Below are 20,477 nucleotides of genomic sequence, written 5' to 3'. Positions count from 1 at the left end.
ACATAATCGAAAAGAAGTAAAGTAAGACATAATAAATAAATTTTCAAAAAAAGTAACTTATGGGAAAAGGATTTTTTAATGTACCAAAGGCTGTAAATGAGCCTGTAAAATCATATGCAAAAGGAACGCCTGAACGTGATGCTGTTTTAAAAGCATACAAAGAGCTTTGGAACAGTCAGGCAGATGTTCCACTATACATCGGTTCGGAGGAAATAAGAACTGGAAACACTAAAAACATGACCGCTCCTCACGATCATCAACATGTGGTAGGAAAGTATCATTTAGCTGAAAAACAACATGTTGAAAAAGCGATCAAAACAGCTTTGGAGGCTCGTAAAAAATGGGCTGCCATGCCGTGGGAAGAACGTGCGGCTATTTTCTTAAAAGCGGCAGAACTCATTGCAGGGCCTTACAGAGCAAAGATGAATGCCGCTACCATGATTGCTCAGTCTAAAACCATTCATCAAGCGGAAATTGACTCGGCTTGTGAATTGATTGACTTTTTGCGTTTCAATGTAGAGTTTATGGCAAATATCTACAATGACCAACCAATTTCTTCTGAAGGTATTTGGAATCGTGTGGAATACAGACCTTTGGAAGGGTTTATTTATGCTGTAACTCCGTTTAATTTCACTGCAATTTCAGGAAATTTACCAGCGAGTGCCGCTCTGATGGGCAACGTAGTAGTATGGAAACCGAGTAATGCACAGGTATTTTCAGCTAACGTAATTATGGAAGTTTTTAAAGAAGCGGGACTTCCTGACGGAGTTATCAATTTCATCAACGGAGATGCAGCGATGATTACAGAAACTTTATTGGCAAGTCCTGATTTTGCGGGAATCCACTTCACAGGTTCTACAGGTGTTTTCCAAGATATCTGGAGAAAAATAGGTACGAATATTCACAATTACAAAACTTACCCGAAAATTGTAGGAGAAACAGGAGGTAAAGATTTTATCGTAGCTCATCCTTCAGCTATCTCAAAACAAGTGGCAACGGCAATCACTCGTGGAGCTTTTGAATACCAAGGACAAAAATGTAGTGCTGCTTCACGTGTATATCTGCCAAAATCAAAAGCTACTGAAATCCTTAATTTTGTAAAAGAAGATGTACTTTCGTTCAAAATGGGTTCACCCGAAAATATGGAAAACTTTATTACAGCTGTTATCCACGAAAGTTCTTTTAATAAATTAGCAAAATATATCGATCAAGCTAAACAAGATTCTGATGCAGAGGTGTTTGTAGGTGGAAATTATGATAAATCGAAGGGGTATTTCATTGAGCCAACAGTAATCGTAACTACCAATCCTAAATATACAACTATGGAAACTGAACTTTTCGGTCCTGTGGTTACGGTATATGTTTATGAGGATGAAAAATGGACAGAAACCCTCAAATTGGTAGATGAAACATCCGAGTACGCATTAACAGGAGCTGTGTTTTCACAAGATAGATACGCTTTAAATGAGGCAATTAAAGCTTTAGAAGATGCGGCAGGAAACTTCTACATTAACGACAAGCCAACGGGAGCTGTGGTAGGGCAACAGCCTTTTGGTGGAGCAAGAGCTTCTGGAACAAACGATAAAGCTGGTTCAGCTCAAAATCTATTGCGTTGGGTATCACCGCGATTGATTAAAGAAACATTTGTTCCGCCAGTGGATTACAGATATCCTTTTTTAGGATAGCGTTTTAGTTTACCACATAAATACGCCATTTTGGTAGAATTATTAAGAATGGTTACGCTCCTGCTTAATCAAAAAGCATGGAAACGATTTTTTTAGACCTTTTTAAATAACTATTTCTGTCGTAATTGTGTATTTATGTGGTTAAAGTATAAATGTGTTTTTTCGTTAATATTTAATGTGTTACTTACTCAAAAATAATATATCACAATGAAAAAAAATCATCTGTTGACAACAGCTTTGGTACTTGCCTTAGTAAGTTGTGATGACTCCAAAAAACAGACAATTCCTATGGAAGAAAATCCTTTGTTGGTGGAGAGTAAATTAGAATATTTTGCTCCCGACTTTTCGAAAATTAAAGATAAACACTTTCGTCCTGCCTTGTTAAAAGGTATGGAATTGCAGGTCGAACGTGTTGAAAAAATCGCTAATAGTACCGAAGCACCTACTTTTGAAAACACCATTATCGCTTTGGAGCAAAGTGGTCAGGAACTCAGTAGAGCTCGACGTGTGTTTTCCGCATTAGCATCGGCTCACACCAACGATACCATTAAAGCTATTCAAAAAGATTTATCAGCAAAATTCGCAGCACATTCCGATGCTATATTCCTGAATGATAATTTATTCCAGCGTATTAAGGAGTTGCATGGAAAACGTGAATCACTAAATTTGGATGCTGAATCTAAGAAGTTACTTGAGTATTACTATGAAAATTTTGAAATTTCAGGGGCTAATTTGTCAAAAGAAAGCAAAGAAATTTTGAAACAATACAATGCTGAGTTGGCTTCGCTACAAACTGAATTCAATCAAACTTTGTTAGAAGGAAATTTAGCATCAGCTCAAACCTTTGACAACAAAGATGCTTTGGATGGATTAAGTAATGAAACTTTAGAAAGCATTGCAAACGACGGGAAATGGAAAGTACCTACTTTTAACACTACCCAACAGCCGTCTCTTGTTGATTTGAAAAACCGAGCAACTCGTAGACAAATCTTTGAAGCTGCTTGGAGCAGAACCGATGGAGGAAAGCATAATACTAATGAAATTGTTAAAAAAATAGCTGTTTTACGAGCTAAAAAAGCAAATTTGTTAGGGTTCAAAAACTACGCAGAATGGTCGTTACAGCAAACCATGGTCAAAACTCCTGAAAATATATATCAGTTTTTCAAAGATTTAGTACCGGCTTCGGTAGGTAAAGTGAAAGACGAAGCTAAAGAGATTCAAGCTCAGATTAAGGCTACTGGCGGAGATTTTGTTTTAACACCCTACGACTGGAATTTTTATGCTGAGCAAGTCCGTAAAGCAAAATATGATTTGGATGAAAATGAACTAAAACCCTATTTTGAATTAAAAAATGCATTAGAAAAAGGAGTTTTCTATGCTGCTGAGCGTCTGTATGGGATTAAATTCAAAGAGCGTAAGGACATCCCCGTATATCATCCAGATGTACTTGTTTATGAGCTATTTGAGGAAGATGGCTCCAAATTGGGATTGTTCTATGGTGATTTCTTTGCACGAGAGAGCAAACGAGGCGGTGCATGGATGGGCAACTTTGTAGAACAGTCGAAATTATTGGGTAAAAAACCTGTGATTTACAATGTTTGTAACTATCCGAAACCTGCTGACGGACTTCCTGCATTGCTTACTTTCGATGAATTGACGACTCTGTACCATGAATTTGGACATGCTCTCCACGGATTTTTTGCTAATCAGCAATATGCATCGCTTTCAGGAACTGCTGTAGCTCGTGATTTTGTAGAGCTACCTTCGCAATTCCATGAGAACTGGGCTTTGCATCCTGAAATTTTAAGTAACTATGCAGTTCATTATGAAACTAAACAGCCAATTCCACAAGCATTAGTTGATAAGATAATGAAAGCCAGTACTTTCAATCAAGGATATTCTTTTACTGAAGTGTTGGCAGCCGCTAATTTAGATTTGCAATGGCATACCATTTCAGCGGATACTCATATTGAAGATGTAACTGCTTTTGAAATAGAAGCATTGAAAAAAACAGGTTTGTTTCTCAATGAAGTACCTCCTCGCTATCGTTCATCTTATTTTGCTCATATTTTTGGTGGAGGATATGGAGCTGGTTACTATTCATATCAATGGACAGAGATGTTACACCATGATGCGTACATGTGGTTTCTCGAAAATGGAGGCTTAACCCGTTCTAACGGGCAACGTTTTAGAGATATGATTCTTTCTCGAGGGAATACCTTAGACTACGAAAAAATGTATTTAGATTTTAGAGGAAAACAACCTTCTATTGAGCCTATGTTAAAGGCAAGAGGATTCAAGAAATAGGTTGTAGTTTTAAATAATTAAGTAATGAGTATCAAAATCCAAGTTTCAAGTATAGATTTAATCCTTACTTGTAGCTTGGGTTTTGTTCCCTTTATTATGACCACATAAATTATTTTTTAAATTTAATCACATAACTTTATAAACAATGTTAATTCGTTATTGTGCAATTATTTTTGGCTGTTTGGCGTTGGGTGAGTTGGTAGTCTATTTGACCGACATTCCCTTTCCTTCGAGCATTATCGGAATGCTTCTGCTCACGCTTTTCTTGCATTTGGGATGGGTAAAAATTCATTGGGTTAAAGCTATTTCAGACCTTTTATTAGCAAACTTAGGATTGTTTTTTGTACCTCCCAGTGTCGCTATTTTGGTTTATTTCGATCTTATCCGCAATAGTTTTTGGCCAATCACTATTGCAGTTGTTGTTAGTACATTGATTGTTATTGTCGGCACAGGACATGTATATCAATTTTTGAGAAAAAAAATTAAGCAACAATGAAAAACTTCTTAGAAAATCCATTATGGTTGTTAGCCCTCACTTTTGCTATCTATTACGGTGGGCAAATGTTACAAAGGAAATATAGAAGTCCACTGTTGAGTCCAGTAGTCATTACGGTTTCGGTGTTGATAGGTTATTTGTTAGTCTTTAATATTTCGTATGAAACTTATTCAGCGTCGGGCGGTTTTATCGAATTTTGGTTAAAACCTTCAATTGTAGCTTTGGGCGTTCCTTTGTACTTACAAACTTCAAAAATCAAAAAGCAATTAGTGCCATTACTGATTTCTCAATTGGTAGGCAGTGTGTTGGGTTTGCTTTCTGTTTGTTTTTTTGCTAAAATTTTAGGAGCTGATAAAGAGGTTATTTTATCGTTAGCTCCAAAATCAGTAACGACTCCTATTGCCATAGAGGTATCACATACGCTCGGAGGAATTCCAGCTTTGACCGTAGCTTCTGTAATCATTACAGGGATTTTAGGCAGTCTTTTTGGATTTAAAATTTTGCAGTGGTTTGGTGTTAAAAGTCCAATGGGGCGAGGCATAGCCTTAGGGACGGCTTCCCATGGACTGGGAGTTATGGCAGCTTTTGATGTTAGTGAAAAACACGCTACGTATGCCAGTTTGGGTATGATTTTCAACGGGATTTTTACAGCAATATTGGCATATCCTATTATTTTACTTATTGAACCTTGGTTATAGTTTTGATATTCAATATTTTAATTCTTTTTTTTCAAGACTCTTCTCTTTAATTCCTGTTTTACATTCAGTTTATTTGGAATTTTATTATTTTATTTCGTTAAGTATTTTTTTTGTTTAACTTTTCGTTTTTTTATTTCTTTTTGTTTTCGAATTTAGAGGCTTCTATACTATTGTGTTATAGCATGTTAAAATTTAATGATGTGTTTTTTTAAGCCTGTTTTGTTAATGATATATTAAAAAAATAGCATGAAAATTTTTATATTCTCAAAAAAAGATGTAATTTTGTGCTATTATTAACAAACAGAGTGATTTTATGAAAGTAAAAATTTTAACATTGTTTATCTTTGTGTTAGGCTGGTGTTCCAGTTCGTTATTAGCACAAACTGTATCAGTAAAAGGAGTCGTTACTGATGAAAATAAAATTCCGTTAGCGGGAGTGAGTGTTTCAGTCAAAAATACTTCTCGTGGAGTTTCCACAGACTTCGATGGAAACTATGAAATCAAAGTCAATTCGGGTGATGTTTTGGTTTTTAGTTCCTTAGGTTTTACCTCTCAAGAGAAGATTGTGACAGGGGGGGTAAAGATTTGATAATCAACGTTTTACTAAAAGAAGAGGCAGAGCAATTGGAAGAAGTGGTGGTTACGGCCTTGGGTATCAAGCGACAAGAAAAAAGTTTGTCGTATGCTACACAAACTGTTTCAGGTAAGGAATTGACGGATGTCCCTTCGAGCAACGTTTTGAACACTTTGGCAGGAAAAACGGCAGGTATGTCTGTTTCAGGTTCAGGTTCAGGAGTAGGTAGCTCTGTAAAAATAGTGTTGCGTGGTAATCGTTCTATTCAAGGGAACAACCAACCTCTTTACGTAGTGGATGGAACGCCTATTAGCAGTGGAGCTTTTTCAGGTTCTGCTATTGGTGATGGCTACGGCGGAGGTATTGATACCGGAGACGGTATGGCAGGTATTAACCCAGAAGATATTGAGAGTATCAACGTTTTAAAAGGTGCTACAGCTGCGGCCTTGTACGGTAGTCAAGCAGCTAACGGTGTAATTTTGATTACCACTAAAAGAGGTAATTCTGAAAAGATAGCAGTGTCAGTTACTTCTTCTGTTCAAGCAGACGTTCCTTATTTGACTTATAAATTCCAAGATCGTTATACAATGGGAGTTGATGGTGTGAGTCAATCATCAATGGATGCTTGGGGAGCGCCACGTACCAATCAAGATTTGAGCAATGATTTTGTGAAAAATTTCTTCAACACAGGATTCATGTCACAAAATGGGGTTTCTGTTAGCGGAGGGAATAAAGTGACTAAAAATTTTCTTTCCTATCAAAATACTACCGCAACAGGTATTATGCCTAATAATACGTTCGATAAACATAATTTGAGTTTGCGTTCTACAACTTCTCTTTTTGATGATTTTATTGAAGTAGACGGAAGTGTTGCACTTACGCATCAAGATACAGGAAATGCACCTGCTGCTCCAGGACAGTATTTTAACCCTATCTTAGGATTATATCTTTTCCCTGCAGGAACAACAGCATTTAATTCATACAGAGATGTTTATGAAGTGCCTGATCCTTCACGGAATGGCTTAATGACCATGAACTGGGCAAACCAAATCGATGTTTATAAAAACCCATACTGGTTAATCAATCGTCATAATTATTCATACAACGTAGAGAAAGCGATTGTAAAATTAAATACTAAATTTAATTTTACAAGTTGGTTAAATCTTCAATTGCGAGGAAGTTATGATAAAACAGCTACTTTAGGAGAACGAAAAGTACATGCAGGAATGACTACCCTAACAGGAAAAGGAGGTCGTTATGATCATAAAACCCAAAATTATGCTTTGATGTACGCGGACGCTCTTTTGACTGCAAACAAATCATATGAAAAATTCTCAATAAGTGCCACATTAGGGACAAGTATTTCTGATACAAAAGAGACTACTAATGAAATCCAAATTCACAACTTGGCAATAGCAAATCTTTTTGACTTGAGAAACTACATTGGAATAGAAGGAGGTTCCGATAATAAGAGAACACATAGACAATTGCAATCTGTATTCGGAACCGTGTCATTAGGTTATAATGAAATGCTTTATTTAGATGTGACAGGACGTAATGACTGGTCTTCTACTTTACCTGCCAACAATAGAAGCTATTTCTATCCATCAGTAGGTACATCTTTCGTTTTTACAGAAATGTTGGACCAAAATGAAGCAAAACCAGAGTGGCTTGATTTCGGTAAACTTCGTTTCTCTTGGACACAAGTAGGTAACGATATGCCATGGGGATTAACAGAGCCTTATGACAAATTGCAAAAAGGAGGGGTTATCGAAGCTAATACCGTGAAACCTTTCGATGATTTAAAACCAGAACGCTCTAATTCTCTTGAGGCAGGGGTCAATCTAAGATTTTTGGGTGGACGCTTTACTTTTGATGCCGCTGTATATAAAACAGTTACTGAAAATCAGTACTTTAAGGTAGATAACACCTCTGGTTCGGGGTATTCACAATACTACATCAATGCTGGAGAAGTTGAAAATAAAGGATTTGAACTTACTTTAGGTTTCACTCCAATCAAAACAAATGATTTCCAATGGAATGGGTATTTAAACTATTCAACCAACAAAAATACTGTACTTTCATTGCCATCTCAATATTTGGATAAAGGATTTGAAATATCGTCTGTTGGTTATAGATTCCGTCTTAAAGAAGGAGAGGAATGGGGACGTATGTACGAAAAACGTCTTAAACGAGACAATCAAGGAAATATTCTTCTTACGCAGACTATCGAAAATGGTGTAGATAAAGGAATTCAATTGCAACAAAGCGATGATTTTGAGTATATCGGAAACGTTAATCCAAAATTCTTGATAGGATTTAAAAATGAGTTTTCATATAAAAACTTTTCATTAGGATTGTTAATTGATGGACGTTTTGGAGGAAATGTCATTTCATCAACACAAAACATCCTTGACCGTTTCGGACGTAGCCAACGTTCAGCAGAAGCTCGTGATAACGGAGGTATTCCTTTAACAGGAACACTTGTAACTACAACAAAAGTAACAGGAAGCCCAGACGTAGTAACACAAACAGCTTTCAATCAAAAAATAGACGCTCAAACTTACTACAAAGTAGCACCTGCGGGAGAAACTTCAGTTTATTCAGCAACTAATGTTCGTTTAAGAGAGCTTTCACTGTCTTACACTCTTCCAAAATCACTTGTAGAACGTATCAAATACGTAGAAAGTGTTAGATTGTCTCTTATAGGACGTAATTTAGGTTTCTTCTACAACGAAGCTCCTTACGACCCTGAAATTACACTATCAACAAGTAGTAACGGATTGTCTAATGCAGACTTATTCAGTATGCCTGCTTCACGAAGTATAGGATTTAGCATGAATATTAACTTTTAATTAGAAACACTATGAAAAAATATATAATATCCGTAAAATCATTGGTATTTGTAGCTTTAGCAACTACATTAGGAGGTTGTACAGATAAGTTTGAAGAGTACAACAGAGATGAGTATGCTTTGACGGAAGAAATAAAAAAGATAGATTGGATACACTTAAAGGCTTTCTTCCCCCAAATGGAACAGTCTATTTACTATAATAACAGTAAAGGAAACTGGGAATTCCAAATAGCACAAAACTTAAATGCTGATATGTTCAGTGGTTATTTAACACCTCCTACACCCTTTAACAATGATAAGAATAATATCAACTACCATATGATGGAGGGATGGAATCAGTTTGCTTTTGGTATGTATAATAATAACATCATGAAGCCTTGGTTCAATGTGAAGGCTGAGACCTTGGATAAGAAAGAGTCGTTGAACGTATATGCCATCTCATTGATTCTCAAAGTGGCAGGTATGCATAAGTCAACAGACCTTTACGGGCCGATTCCATATTCAAAATATGGTTTGGGAGGAACCACGACTCCTTATGATTCACAAGAGGCAATCTACAACCAATTTTTCACTGAATTGGATGAAGCCGTTTCTTATTTGGAAGCTCACTTAGCAGGACCAAATAAAGATGTGAATAGTTTGGGTGATTCGGATTTGATTTACGGAGGTGTACACACAAAATGGCTCAAATGGGCGAACTCTTTGCGTTTGCGTCTTGCAATGAGGGTGTCAAAAGTTAATCCTTCATTAGCACAAAAAGAGGCTGAAAAAGCAATTAACAATGCGTATGGAGTTTTTACAACGAATGCAGATAATGTCTTGGTTCCTACAACAGACATAGGACATCCACTTATCGTTGTTGCTAATGCCTATGGAGATTCACGTATGAGTGCTGATATGGAATCTATTTTAACAGGATTGAAAGACCCTCGTTTGTCCGAATATTTTTCAAAAGCTACTGATAAAGACCAAAACGTGAATGGAAAATATAAAGGTATTCGTCAAGGTATCAATATGAAAGCTAAAGATTTACGTTCAGGTTATTCCACTTTGGGAGCTCGTTTCGATATGTCAAAAAGAAACATCACTCCTATTACCTTAATGACCGCTGCGGAAGTGTATTTTTTACGTGCAGAAGGAGTTCTAAGAGGTTGGAACATGGGAGATACGGCTGAAAATCTTTATAAGAAAGGTATTGAACTTTCCATTGAACAATGGGGCGTTTCTGGAGCAAATGCTTATATTGAAAACGATACAAACAAACCAGCGGATTATACAGATCCTAAAGAAAAATTGTATGATAAACCTGCTGTTTCAACTGTAACTGTAAAATGGGATGAGAGTGCTTCCAACGAAGAAAAATTGGAGAAAATTATCACTCAAAAATGGATTGCTATGTTCCCTGACGGAGCAGAAGCTTGGGCTGAATTCCGTAGAACGGGTTATCCAAAACTTTTCCCTATTGAGGTGAATAATAGTGGTGGTGAAATTGACTCTAACGTTATGATTCGTCGTTTGCGTTTTCCTGAAAATGAACGCACAGGAACTAATAAAGAAGAAGTGGCCAAAGCAGTTCAGTTCTTGAAAGGAAAAGACTCTCCTGGTACACGTTTGTGGTGGGATACAGGAACTCCTAATTTTTAAGTGATGTAATTATAATTCAATAATTGGCTGTCTGAGAAATTAGGCAGCCTTTTTATTTCTAAAACCTTTGTTTTTGTTGGAAAATAGTGTATTTTTGTTCGTTTCCAAAATGATTTTTTATGATAAACAAGTTTCAATTATGCTTAGTGCTACTCTTTTTGCATTGCAGTAGTGCCATTTTTTCGCAAGAAAATAAGAAAACAGCCACACAATTTCATCAAACTACTATTTTTGATACACAAAGTTTAGAAAAACTACCACAACTTCATGAAGGCTTAGCAGGAACCTATTTTGGTAAACATGCCTCATACTTCATTTTAGCTGGAGGGTCTCACTTTCCTACTGAAAAACCTTGGCAAGGAGGGAAAAAGCAATTTTCAAAAACAGTTTTTGTATTTCAGGTTGAATCAGATGGTAATTTAACCTCTATTTATCAAGCCGAAGACCTCCCCGAAGCCATTGCAGAAGGAGCATATGTCACTATTTCAGATGGTTTGCTTTGTCTTGGAGGACAAACTTCCGAAGGATTGTCGTCCAAAGTTTTTTCTATTTCATATAACAACGGGAAAATAATCCTAAAACATTATGCCGATTTGCCAATCCCTGTAAAAAGTGCTGTAGCTGAGGTTGTTGGAAATAGTGTTTATCTTTTAGGAGGGCAAACTGCTGATAACGGTTCGTTAAACCAATTCTTGAGATTAGATTTACAAAAAACAGACGCAACATGGGAAACTTTACCTGCTTATCCTCAAAAAGTATCAGGAGCAGCTATGGTAGCACAACAGAATGGTACAGAAATCGCTTTATTTGCTTTTGGAGGAAGAAATCAAAATGGGAGAAATCTTACAGAATTTTACCATCAGGCATATACTTTTAAACCTTCTTTAAACAAGTGGTTTCCAATTAAAGATATTCAAAAAAATAAAGAAGTTTTACCATTGGCCGTTGCGAATGCTTCAAAAATTGGAGCGTCGAGTATTTTACTTTTTGGAGGTGACACAGGAGTTATTTTTAATCAAGTGGAACAAGCTATTTATGATGAAAATATAGAACTTCGTAATCAACTTTGGAAAGCCCACAAGGGTTTTGAAACTGACGTTTTGGTCTATAACACCATTACCGATGAGTGGTTTAATTTAGGTAGTACAGATAAAGCGGTTGCTGTAGCTTCTGTTTTTTATGATGCTCAAAAACAGGAACTTTATGTTGCGGGAGGAGAGCAGAAACCAGGAATTCGTTCACCTTATATTACCAAACTATCGTTCTCCAAGGATAGTGAGTTTGGCTGGTTAAACTACGCCGTTTTAGCATTGTATTTGATCGGCATGTTAATGTTAGGATTTTTCTTCATGAAAAATAATAAAAATACGGATGATTACTTCAAAGGTGGAGGACGCATTCCGTGGTGGGCTGCTGGGATTAGTATTTTCGCTACGATGCTCAGTGCCATTACTTTCATCTCGATTCCTGCGAAAACCTATGCTACTGACTGGCGTATGTTAATGTTTAATATGACCATTATTTTGGCAGTACCTTTCATTATTCGCTTTTTTTTACCTTTCTTTTTGAGATTTAAATTGGATACAGCTTATGAATATTTGGAAAAACGTTTCAATCGACCAGTTCGCTGGGTGGCTTCAGCACTGTTTAGTTTTTTCATGATCAGTCGTATTGCTATTGTATTGTTTTTACCATCTTTAGCTCTTAATGCAGTAACAGGGTTCAATATTTATTATGCTATTTTGATGATGAGTATTGTAACAATTATCTATTCCACCAGTGGCGGTATGGAGGCTGTGGTTTGGGGCGATGTGATCCAAGGGTTTATATTGGTAGGAGGAGCTATAGTTGCTTTTATTGTGATGGTAGTAGGTATTGATGGTGGGTTTGGTGAATTTTGGAATACAACTGTTACTTTCAATAAATTAGACACGTTTGATTTTCGATTTGATTTCTCACAGCCTGTATTTTGGGTAGTTGTTTTCGGAGGCCTTGCAAACACTTTAATATCTTATACCAGTGACCAATCGGTGGTACAGCGTTACATGTCTACTGTTAATGAAAAGGCGACGGCAAAAAGCATATGGCTTAATGGAATTGTGAGTGTTCCCGTGAGTATATTGTTTTTCTTGCTTGGAACAGGTTTGTTTGCATTCTACAAATCGAACCCGGAGCAGATGTCGATTACTGACCCAAATATTGACTCTATTTTTCCTCAGTTTATTGTTTCTCAGATGCCTGTTGGAATGTCGGGATTGTTAATAGCTTCGATTTTTGCAGCAGCGATGAGTACGCTTTCTTCCAATATAAATTCGGTTTCAGCTGTCATTACGTCTGATTTTTACAAAACAATTTTTAAAAATACTTCATTTAAAGGGCAGATGAATGTAGCTCGTTGGTCAGGAGTCGTTATTGGTTTGTTAGGGACAGCAATGGCAATTGTGTTAGCTACTTGGAATATTGCTTCGTTGTGGGATCAGTTCAATACCTTTTTAGGGTTGTTGACCAGTGGTTTGGGAGCGTTGTTTATTTTAGGAATTTTCTTTCCAAGAGTTAATGGTACCGTAGCTCTCATTGGACTCATCTCTGGAGTTTTGATTCTCTACGGAGTCAAATCATACACCAGTCTTTCGTTTCTTCTTTATGGGCTTATAGGAATGGTATCGTCTATCATTGTAGCGTTTATTCTCAGTATGTTAATTCCGAATAAGAAAGAAGTAAATGGTATTACATGGAAATACAGAAATAAGTAGTACGAAATTTGTTGCTGTTTTTGTTAAAACCAATATAGACTGACCTAAATTTAGGTTAGCCTATATTGGTTTCTTCCATTCTTTGTTATTATCTCCTTAAAGAACGTATATTCGTTAAAAAGTCAGAAAATTCATTAGCCGTTCTTCGGAATTGAAACATATCATACAATTGGTAGTAAAGTTCTCTGTCAATTACATAATCATATGCCTCTTTGGCCAAAATTAGCCGATTGTCATCAAAACTTAATCTCTTCATCAATTCTCCAACTTGAGCTGTTGTAAATGACGAATTTCCGTTTTCCATACGGAAGAATTTTAATTTATCTTTATCAAACATTTGTTGTTCAAACATTCTTAAAAAGTAGTTGAAATCCAAGGTGTTATTTCGTCTTCCGTAAGAATGATTCCAAACATCGTTCCATCGTCTGCCATAATGTATTTCCCTTACATTGTTTAAGTTAACTTCTTCCAAAAGGAATAAACCTCGACGAGAGAAAAAGTCTAAGACCATGCGCGTATTGTCGCGAGGAGTGATGGTTACACGATATACCAACCGTCTGCCGTAGTATATGCTAAGTTCTTGATTAACAGCAGGTACATCAAAAAAACGGAACATACCATTACTGTTAGTGATTTCTTGTTCACCCAACTGCAGAGTGAAACGCCCCGATTCTGGGATGCGTATAAAAACTTCCGCATACCCTAAATCGTATGTCATTTCCCATCGATAACTCAGGTTTGAGGGTATGTATCTATCAGTAGCTTCACTTCTTCGGTTTTCATTCTGTAACCAGCGACCAGCTGAACCGATTTCCTGTCCTTTTACCACAAAAGGAAGAAGGATTATAGTGGCATAAAAAATCTTTCTCATGATGATTCTTTTTTTATACGCCATCTAAATTCGTGCCAAAATGAGCCTAAAGTTTTTTCATTCCCTCAATCGTTTGCATTGGATTCGATGAGTTAAAAACAAAACTACCTGCTACTAAAGCATCTGCACCAGCGTCCATTAATTGACGAGCATTTTTGTTGGTTACGCCACCGTCCACTTCAATCAGCGCTTTTGATTTGTTTCTGAGTATGAGTTCTTTTAATTGATAAATCTTCTTATAGGTGTTTTCAATGAATGATTGTCCGCCAAATCCGGGGTTTACACTCATAATTAGTACTAAATCAACTTCTTGGATAATGTCTTCCAGAACATTGACAGGTGTGTGTGGATTCAACGCCACTCCCGCTTTCATTCCTTCATTCTTAATAGCTTGGACACTGCGGTGTAAATGTGTACATGCTTCGTAATGAACTGTTAAAATATGACTTCCTAACTTCTTAAATGTTGAGATGTATCTGTCAGGATCAACAATCATCAAATGCACGTCTAAAGGTTTGGTAGCGTGTTTATTAATAGCTTCAAGTACAGGCATTCCGTAAGAAATATTTGGAACAAAAACGCCGTCCATAATGTCGATATGGAACCAATCCGCTAAACTTTGATTGACCATTTCAACATCTCGTTGTAAATTGCCAAAATCGGCTGCTAAAATTGAAGGTGCTAAAATCATTTTTGGTAACTAAATTAATTTTGGGGCTAAAATACAATATAAAAACATATCGACATCTCTTTTTTAAAATTTTTAGCATTTTATTCGCGTGATTTCTTTACGAATTGTGGGAGTAAAGTTTTTTTGTTTCATGTAATAGATACTTGTGAAAATGCCAAAAATCTTAGATTCAAAAAATGTTAATATGTAATAAAACTAAAAATAAACGTTCTAAATTACAATGTAATTCTATATGTATGAAAATCAAAACTTTAAATGATTATTGACGCGTTGTTTTTTTATATATTATCAAAAGTGAAATAGTTAAATAAAAATTATATCGAAAAAAAAGGGTAGATTTTCTATAAAACTCATATATTTGCACTTTGTCATTAATGTATGTATAAGTATCTATGTAGTTTGTTAGCTTTCTTAGGGATTCAGTTAATGAATGCTCAGGGACACGAAATAGGTGTTTTTTTAGGAGGCAGTAACCCTATTAGCGATGTAGGTAGGACTTACTATGTGTTTCCCAATAAGTTGGCTTATGGAGGTATATATAAATGGAATTTTCATGACCGAGTATCGTTGCGTTTTCAAGTAACCAAAACAAATTTGAGAGCCAATGATATACAGTCTGATATTGCTGCGAAGGTTAAAAGACAGTTTGCTTTTTCCAATAATTTGACGGAGACTATGTTAGGATTGGAATATAACTTCTTCAAATTCAATATGGATAATTTGTTGGAGATGCCAATGACTCCTTATTTTTTTACAGGTGCATCTTATGTTGATGTAGACGAATTATATTTTCAGAATCTAACCACACGTCCGTTAGAAGCACAAAAAATGCCTAATAGGCATCGTGCTTGGGCGATTCCTGTGGTAATGGGCTTTAAAATGAAAATAGCAATTCGATGGATTTTAGCCGCTGAAATTGGTACTCGCTTTACGTTTACCAATAATTTGGATGGAAGTCTTCCATCAGGAGGTAATTTGTCATTTGGAAATAAAACAAGCAACGACTGGTATACTTTTTCTGGGTTTACACTAACGTACACATTCGGTAGAAAACCTTGCTATTGCAGAGAATAACAAAATGGAAAATAAGCAAATCATAAATTATCCAAAACACTTAGCCATTATTATGGATGGTAATGGGCGTTGGGCGAAAAAGAAAGGTATGATGCGTATTTTTGGTCATCAAAATGCGGTCGATGCCGTTCGTGATTCAGTGGAATATTGTGTTGAACATCGAATAGAATTTCTGACGCTATATGCATTTTCAACTGAAAATTGGAATCGTCCGAAAGAAGAGATCAATGGTTTGATGGAGTTGTTAGTCAAGTTTTTGAAAAAAGAATTTGAAAAATTGAATAAAAATAATGTCCGTCTGAACGCCATTGGGAATTTAGACCGTTTTCCTACCAAAGTCAAAGAAGAATTATTAACCACTATTGCTAAGTTGGAACATAACACAGGTTTGACACTCACTTTAGCTTTAGGCTATGGTTCGCGCGAGGAGTTGCAGACTGCCATAAAAAACATAGCAAGCGATGTGAAAAAAGGTGCCATTTTGGTTGAAAATATTGATGAGAAAACAATTCAGAAATATCTCTACACACATGATTTGCCTGATGTAGATTTACTTATAAGAACCAGTGGAGAATGTCGTATAAGTAACTTTTTGCTATGGCAAATTGCGTATGCAGAACTGTATTTTACCGATGTCCTTTGGCCAGATTTTTCAAAAAAACATCTGAACGAGGCCGTTTTAAATTATCAACAGAGAGAGAGAAGATTTGGAAAAACAAGTGAACAACTTTAATATGTCGTTAAAAAAATATATATTCATAGCACTGTCAGCTATCGTTGGGTTAGTAAACGCACAAGAAGAAGAGCGTTTGACGTTGAAAGAAGGGAAAAAATATATTATCGGAGGTGTCGAAGTGATTGGTTCACAGCGGTATAATCCTCAGACTATTTTAGTGTCCTCGGGGTTGAAAGTAGGGGAGGAAATAGTTATCCCTAGCGAGAAATTCAGTGCAATTATCCATAAATTATGGGGATATAAATTATTTAGTGATATTGATATCTATATCCAACGTGTGGAAGGTGATAAGGCTTTTTTAGAGTTGGTAATCAAGGAAATACCATCTTTAGTTACAGCTAAGGTTACGGGAGTACGAACCAAAAAAGGCGAAACTTTGTTGGAAGATGCTAAAATCAAACCAGGAGTTAAAGTGACCGAAAGTTTAATTGCTGATACTAAAAACTACATTATTACCAAGTATAGAAAGGAGGGATATTTTGATACTAAGGTGACTATTGATACCAAGGTTGATACCACTGATGCTAACGGAGTGAATATGCTCATCCATGTTGACAGAGGGAACAAGGTGAAAATAGCAAACGTTAATTTTGAAGGAAATGAAAAATTCTCGGATGCAACTCTCCGAAGAAAAATGAAAAAAACAAAACAACGCTTATTTGGACGCTTTTGGAAACGCTCTAAATACGTAGCTAAGGAATACGATCAAGATTTGGTGTCGCTTATTGATTTCTATAAAGAAAACGGATATCGTGATGCACGAATCACCAAGGATACCGTCGGATACGATGCTGATGGAAAACTTCAAGTAAATATTGCATTGGAAGAAGGTCGTAGATATTATTTTGGAGATATTCGTTTTCTCGGAAACTCAATTTATAGTGATCACGCTTTACATCAGGTTTTAGGTGTAAAAAAAGGAGATGTTTATAATGGAGTGGTGCTAAAAAAACGGGTTAGAGATAATTCAAAACCTGATTCTGATGATATTTACAATTTATATCAAAACAGCGGTTATCTGTTTGCTGATGTTTTTCCAGTCGAAACTTCTGTAGTAAATGACACCATTGATTTTGAGCTAAGAATTAAAGAGGGTAAACCCGCTTATTTTGACAAGGTAACCATCAAAGGTAACTTAAGAACCAACGATCACGTAGTTTATCGAGAACTTCGTACGCGTCCGGGCTACTTATATAACAAAGATGCTGTTATCCGAACTGTAAGAGAATTAGGTCAATTGGGTATCTTTGATGCTCAAAATATTTCGCCAAACATCAAAAATCCCGATGAAATTCAAGGGACTGTTGATTTAGAGTATGACCTAACAGAATCAGGCGGAAGCCAGGTGCAGTTGCAAGGAGGATATGGAGGAGGTTCATTCATCGGAACTTTGATTCTTTCATTCAATAACTTTTCCGTAAGAAAATTATTTGATAAAGATGCCTATATGCAAAAAATGCCTCTTCCTATGGGAGATGGGCAATCTCTATCAATTAATTTACAAGCAAGTAGATTTTACAGAACTTATGGATTTTCCTTTATGGAGCCGTGGTTAGGAGGTAAACAACCTGTGCAGTTTTCACTGTCATTTAACAGAACTGAGCAGTTTGGATACGACTATCGAACCTACGATGTGGATAAGAGTAGACGAGTTTATATTACGGGAATTAACTTAGGAATAGCAAAGCGTTTGCGAGTGCCAGATGATTATTTTCAAATTTCACATTTGTTCAGTTTCAACAACTATGATTTGAAGAATTACTCATTAGGATTGTTCTCTTTCCAAGAAGGAAACTCGAATGCGTTTTCGTACACTATCTCCCTTTCAAGAAACTCAAGTGGCCCTAATCCAATCTACCCAATGACGGGAAGCAATTTCTCAGTGAGTGCCAAAATAACACCTCCTTATTCAATCTTCAATGGAGTTGATTATGCAGCCTTGGCATCTCAAAGAGTTAATGCGTTCGCAAATGGTGATATGGCAGCCGTTGCAGCTATCGACCAAGAGCGTTTTCGTTGGTTGGAGTACTACAAATTGAAAGCCTCAGGAACGTGGTATACCAATATTGTTGATAAGTTCGTGGTGAAATTAGGTACAGAATTCGGATACTTAGGAGCGTATAACAAAGATAGAGGAATTGTTCCTTTTGAAAGATTCTTTATGGGAGGAGATGGTTTAGGGTATTACAACATGGACGGACGTGAAAATATCCAAATGCGTGGATATACTAATTATTCGCTTTCGTCCGATGGAGGAGATAACATATACAATAAATTCTCTTTGGAGTTACGTTATCCAATCACGTTAAAACCGATGGCTTCTATTTATGGATTGGCATTCGCTGAGGGAGGAAATACCTACACAGGTTTTTCTAATTTTAACCCATTCCAGTTGAAGCGTTCGGCAGGATTAGGATTGCGTTTGTTTATGCCGATGTTCGGTATGTTGGGGATTGATTTTGGATATGGATTTGACAAACCATTAGGCTCAAATACCGTGGGGGGATGGCAAACGCATTTTATTTTTGGACAGCAATTCTAATTTGGCATGATATTTTCTGTAGTAGAAAAGGTTATGCGTAATAAATGTAAATCCAAAACTATTAGCTTGATTATCACATTCCTGTTTTGTAAGTGATGAATAAAATTGTAAAAAATATAATCAGTTTAGGTTTGCTCATCGCAACAACGATGCTTTATGCACAAAAAAGTTCACGTATAGGGTATGTCGATATGGATTATGTCCTGTCCAACTTGGAAGAATATCAAGTAGCAAGTGAGCAATTTGCACTTCAAGTAGCTCAGTGGCAGGTTGAAATTGAAAAGCGGGAAGCCGATATTCAGAAAGAGAAACAGAAACTTGACGCTGAAAAATCCTTGTTGACGCCTGAACTCATTAAGGATAAAGAGCAAGAAATCGCCTTATTAGAATATCAGTTAAATGCCTACAAGGAACAGAAGTTTGGAAAGGAAGGAGAGTACTTTACTCAAAAGTTTATGTTAGCTAAACCAATTCAAGATCAGGTGTTTAATATAGTTCAAGAGATAGGGAAGCTCAGAAATTACGACATGGTTTTTGAAAAAAGTGAAGTGTCGATGCTCTACTCTGCCAATCAACACAATTTGAGTAACGTAGTGTTACTGGTCTTAAAACGTAAAGATAATGCAGAGGATAGGAATCGGGATTTTACCGAGTTATTAAAAGAAAGTTACGATTTTGAGTTTGTCGATGAACGAACCAAACGCCAACGTGAAATAGAAAAAGAACGTGCAAAGCTACAGGCTGAACGGCAAAAGGTGTACGAACAAGAACGAAAACGTAAGGCAGAAGAAAAAGCACAGCGAGATCGTGAACGAGAAGCCAAGGTGAAGCAACAACAGCAAGAACGGGAGGAGCGAATCAAAAAGCAACAAGAGGAACGAGAAGCCAGAAGGAAACAGCAAGTAACGAAATAAATAATAAAAACGATTTAAAATAAACAAGACTAATTATTAATTTAACAATTATTAAGGATGATGAGAAACATTAGAACAATTATGGTAGTGTTAGCTCTTATTTTTGGAGCAACATCAATGGCAACTGCGCAAGTGAAAGTAGCACACATTGACGTACAAAAACTTCTTGAAGAAATGCCTGAGAGAAAAGCAGCAGAGGCTCAATTGAAAAAATTGGAGCAAAATTATACCGCTGATATTCAAGCGTCTATCAAAGAACTTCAAACCAAAGCTCAGACCTACCAAAATGAGGCAGCTTCTCTATCTGAAGCTCAGTTAAAAGCAAGACAAGCTGAGTTTGAGAAAAAAGGAGAAGAAATCCAAACGATGGAAAACAATATTCGTCAAGCTGAGCAAAACGCAAGACAAACGTTATTGAAAAAACAACAAGAATTAGTAGAGCCAATTTTGAAAAAAGTGAAAGCTGCTATTGAAAAAGTTGCTAAAGCACAAGGTATCCACTATGTACTTGATTCGAGTGCTGGTTCAGGGGTAATCGTAGCTTCTGGAACAGATTTGTACGAATCAGTGAAAAAGGAGTTGAAATTCTAACACTTAAAAATAATCTAATATGAGGTTGTCTGAAACATTCAGGCAAC

At 36.4% G+C, this 20,477-nt stretch carries 15 protein-coding genes; 13 read left to right on the top strand and 2 right to left on the bottom strand.

Annotation, left to right across the window (positions count from 1 at the left end):
* Positions 1-59: 59 nt before the first annotated feature.
* From pruA to CGC49_RS02480, 8 genes are all read left to right on the top strand, one after another.
* Positions 60-1,685: an L-glutamate gamma-semialdehyde dehydrogenase gene (pruA, locus tag CGC49_RS02515; RefSeq protein ID WP_042342866.1), complete on the top strand. Its 1,626-nt coding sequence runs from the start codon at positions 60-62 to the stop codon at positions 1,683-1,685.
* Positions 1,686-1,892: 207 nt separating this feature from the next.
* Positions 1,893-3,992 carry a M3 family metallopeptidase gene (locus CGC49_RS02510; RefSeq protein ID WP_095893345.1) on the top strand — a complete coding sequence of 700 codons (2,100 nt, stop codon included), beginning with the start codon at positions 1,893-1,895 and terminating at the stop codon, positions 3,990-3,992.
* Between the two features lie 145 nt (positions 3,993-4,137).
* The gene (locus tag CGC49_RS02505) at positions 4,138-4,488 is read left to right on the top strand and encodes a CidA/LrgA family protein (RefSeq protein ID WP_042008733.1); all 351 of its coding nucleotides are present in this window, start codon (positions 4,138-4,140) and stop codon (positions 4,486-4,488) included.
* Entirely contained in the window at positions 4,485-5,186 is a 702-nt protein-coding gene (locus tag CGC49_RS02500) for an LrgB family protein (RefSeq protein ID WP_042008736.1), read from the top strand. Before CGC49_RS02505 ends, CGC49_RS02500 begins: the two co-directional genes overlap by 4 nt.
* A 313-nt stretch (positions 5,187-5,499) precedes the next feature.
* The gene (locus tag CGC49_RS02495) at positions 5,500-5,775 is read left to right on the top strand and encodes a carboxypeptidase-like regulatory domain-containing protein (protein ID WP_095911775.1); all 276 of its coding nucleotides are present in this window, start codon (positions 5,500-5,502) and stop codon (positions 5,773-5,775) included.
* Entirely contained in the window at positions 5,772-8,615 is a 2,844-nt protein-coding gene (locus CGC49_RS02490) for a SusC/RagA family TonB-linked outer membrane protein (protein ID WP_095911774.1), read from the top strand. The genes CGC49_RS02495 and CGC49_RS02490 overlap by 4 nt, the downstream gene beginning before the upstream one ends.
* An 11-nt stretch (positions 8,616-8,626) precedes the next feature.
* The gene (locus CGC49_RS02485; RefSeq protein WP_095911773.1) at positions 8,627-10,258 is read left to right on the top strand and encodes a RagB/SusD family nutrient uptake outer membrane protein; all 1,632 of its coding nucleotides are present in this window, start codon (positions 8,627-8,629) and stop codon (positions 10,256-10,258) included.
* 119 nt (positions 10,259-10,377) lie between these two features.
* Complete coding sequence (locus tag CGC49_RS02480) at positions 10,378-13,011, top strand: sodium/solute symporter (protein WP_095911772.1); 2,634 nt, start codon at positions 10,378-10,380, stop codon at positions 13,009-13,011.
* 88 nt (positions 13,012-13,099) lie between these two features.
* Here CGC49_RS02480 and CGC49_RS02475 read toward each other — a convergent pair whose 3' ends face one another.
* A complete protein-coding gene (locus tag CGC49_RS02475) occupies positions 13,100-13,882 on the bottom strand; it encodes a DUF4476 domain-containing protein (protein ID WP_095912669.1) in 783 nt (260 codons plus the stop codon).
* A gap of 46 nt (positions 13,883-13,928) precedes the next feature.
* Positions 13,929-14,573 (bottom strand): ribulose-phosphate 3-epimerase, encoded by a 645-nt coding sequence (gene rpe / locus CGC49_RS02470; RefSeq protein WP_042008744.1) that lies wholly within the window; start codon positions 14,571-14,573, stop codon positions 13,929-13,931.
* A gap of 378 nt (positions 14,574-14,951) precedes the next feature.
* On the opposite strand from rpe, the gene CGC49_RS02465 reads away from it, so the two are divergent.
* From CGC49_RS02465 to CGC49_RS02445, 5 genes are all read left to right on the top strand, one after another.
* On the top strand, positions 14,952-15,647 hold the full coding sequence (locus CGC49_RS02465; RefSeq protein ID WP_095893341.1) for a DUF6089 family protein: 696 nt from the start codon (positions 14,952-14,954) through the stop codon (positions 15,645-15,647).
* A gap of 4 nt (positions 15,648-15,651) precedes the next feature.
* Positions 15,652-16,380: an isoprenyl transferase gene (locus CGC49_RS02460; protein WP_042008751.1), complete on the top strand. Its 729-nt coding sequence runs from the start codon at positions 15,652-15,654 to the stop codon at positions 16,378-16,380.
* 1 nt (position 16,381) lies between these two features.
* Positions 16,382-18,925, top strand: coding sequence for an outer membrane protein assembly factor (locus CGC49_RS02455; protein WP_095912668.1), 2,544 nt, complete (start codon positions 16,382-16,384; stop codon positions 18,923-18,925).
* Positions 18,926-19,020: 95 nt separating this feature from the next.
* The gene (locus tag CGC49_RS02450; protein ID WP_095911771.1) at positions 19,021-19,839 is read left to right on the top strand and encodes an OmpH family outer membrane protein; all 819 of its coding nucleotides are present in this window, start codon (positions 19,021-19,023) and stop codon (positions 19,837-19,839) included.
* A 57-nt stretch (positions 19,840-19,896) separates the two neighbouring features.
* Positions 19,897-20,430 carry an OmpH family outer membrane protein gene (locus CGC49_RS02445; RefSeq protein ID WP_095893339.1) on the top strand — a complete coding sequence of 178 codons (534 nt, stop codon included), beginning with the start codon at positions 19,897-19,899 and terminating at the stop codon, positions 20,428-20,430.
* Positions 20,431-20,477 lie beyond the last annotated feature (47 nt).

It is taken from the genome of Capnocytophaga sp. H4358, assembly GCF_002302515.1.
Classification (GTDB): Bacteria; Bacteroidota; Bacteroidia; order Flavobacteriales; family Flavobacteriaceae; genus Capnocytophaga; species Capnocytophaga canis.
The sequence above is the reverse complement of the archived record's forward strand: the minus strand, read 5'-3'. Positions and strand labels throughout refer to the sequence as shown.

What these genes read in the sequence shown, in the direction of transcription:
- CGC49_RS02480 (WP_095911772.1), top strand. Translation starts at nt 10,378, where the DNA reads ATGATAAACAAGTTTCAATTATGCTTAGTGCTACTCTTTTTGCATTGC.
- CGC49_RS02510 (WP_095893345.1), top strand. Translation starts at nt 1,893, where the DNA reads ATGAAAAAAAATCATCTGTTGACAACAGCTTTGGTACTTGCCTTAGTA.
- CGC49_RS02460 (WP_042008751.1), top strand. Translation starts at nt 15,652, where the DNA reads ATGGAAAATAAGCAAATCATAAATTATCCAAAACACTTAGCCATTATT.
- CGC49_RS02505 (WP_042008733.1), top strand. Translation starts at nt 4,138, where the DNA reads ATGTTAATTCGTTATTGTGCAATTATTTTTGGCTGTTTGGCGTTGGGT.
- CGC49_RS02465 (WP_095893341.1), top strand. Translation starts at nt 14,952, where the DNA reads ATGTATAAGTATCTATGTAGTTTGTTAGCTTTCTTAGGGATTCAGTTA.
- pruA (WP_042342866.1), top strand. Translation starts at nt 60, where the DNA reads ATGGGAAAAGGATTTTTTAATGTACCAAAGGCTGTAAATGAGCCTGTA.
- CGC49_RS02475 (WP_095912669.1), bottom strand. Translation starts at nt 13,882, where the DNA reads ATGAGAAAGATTTTTTATGCCACTATAATCCTTCTTCCTTTTGTGGTA.
- CGC49_RS02455 (WP_095912668.1), top strand. Translation starts at nt 16,382, where the DNA reads ATGTCGTTAAAAAAATATATATTCATAGCACTGTCAGCTATCGTTGGG.
- CGC49_RS02500 (WP_042008736.1), top strand. Translation starts at nt 4,485, where the DNA reads ATGAAAAACTTCTTAGAAAATCCATTATGGTTGTTAGCCCTCACTTTT.
- rpe (WP_042008744.1), bottom strand. Translation starts at nt 14,573, where the DNA reads ATGATTTTAGCACCTTCAATTTTAGCAGCCGATTTTGGCAATTTACAA.
- CGC49_RS02445 (WP_095893339.1), top strand. Translation starts at nt 19,897, where the DNA reads ATGATGAGAAACATTAGAACAATTATGGTAGTGTTAGCTCTTATTTTT.
- CGC49_RS02495 (WP_095911775.1), top strand. Translation starts at nt 5,500, where the DNA reads ATGAAAGTAAAAATTTTAACATTGTTTATCTTTGTGTTAGGCTGGTGT.
- CGC49_RS02485 (WP_095911773.1), top strand. Translation starts at nt 8,627, where the DNA reads ATGAAAAAATATATAATATCCGTAAAATCATTGGTATTTGTAGCTTTA.
- CGC49_RS02450 (WP_095911771.1), top strand. Translation starts at nt 19,021, where the DNA reads ATGAATAAAATTGTAAAAAATATAATCAGTTTAGGTTTGCTCATCGCA.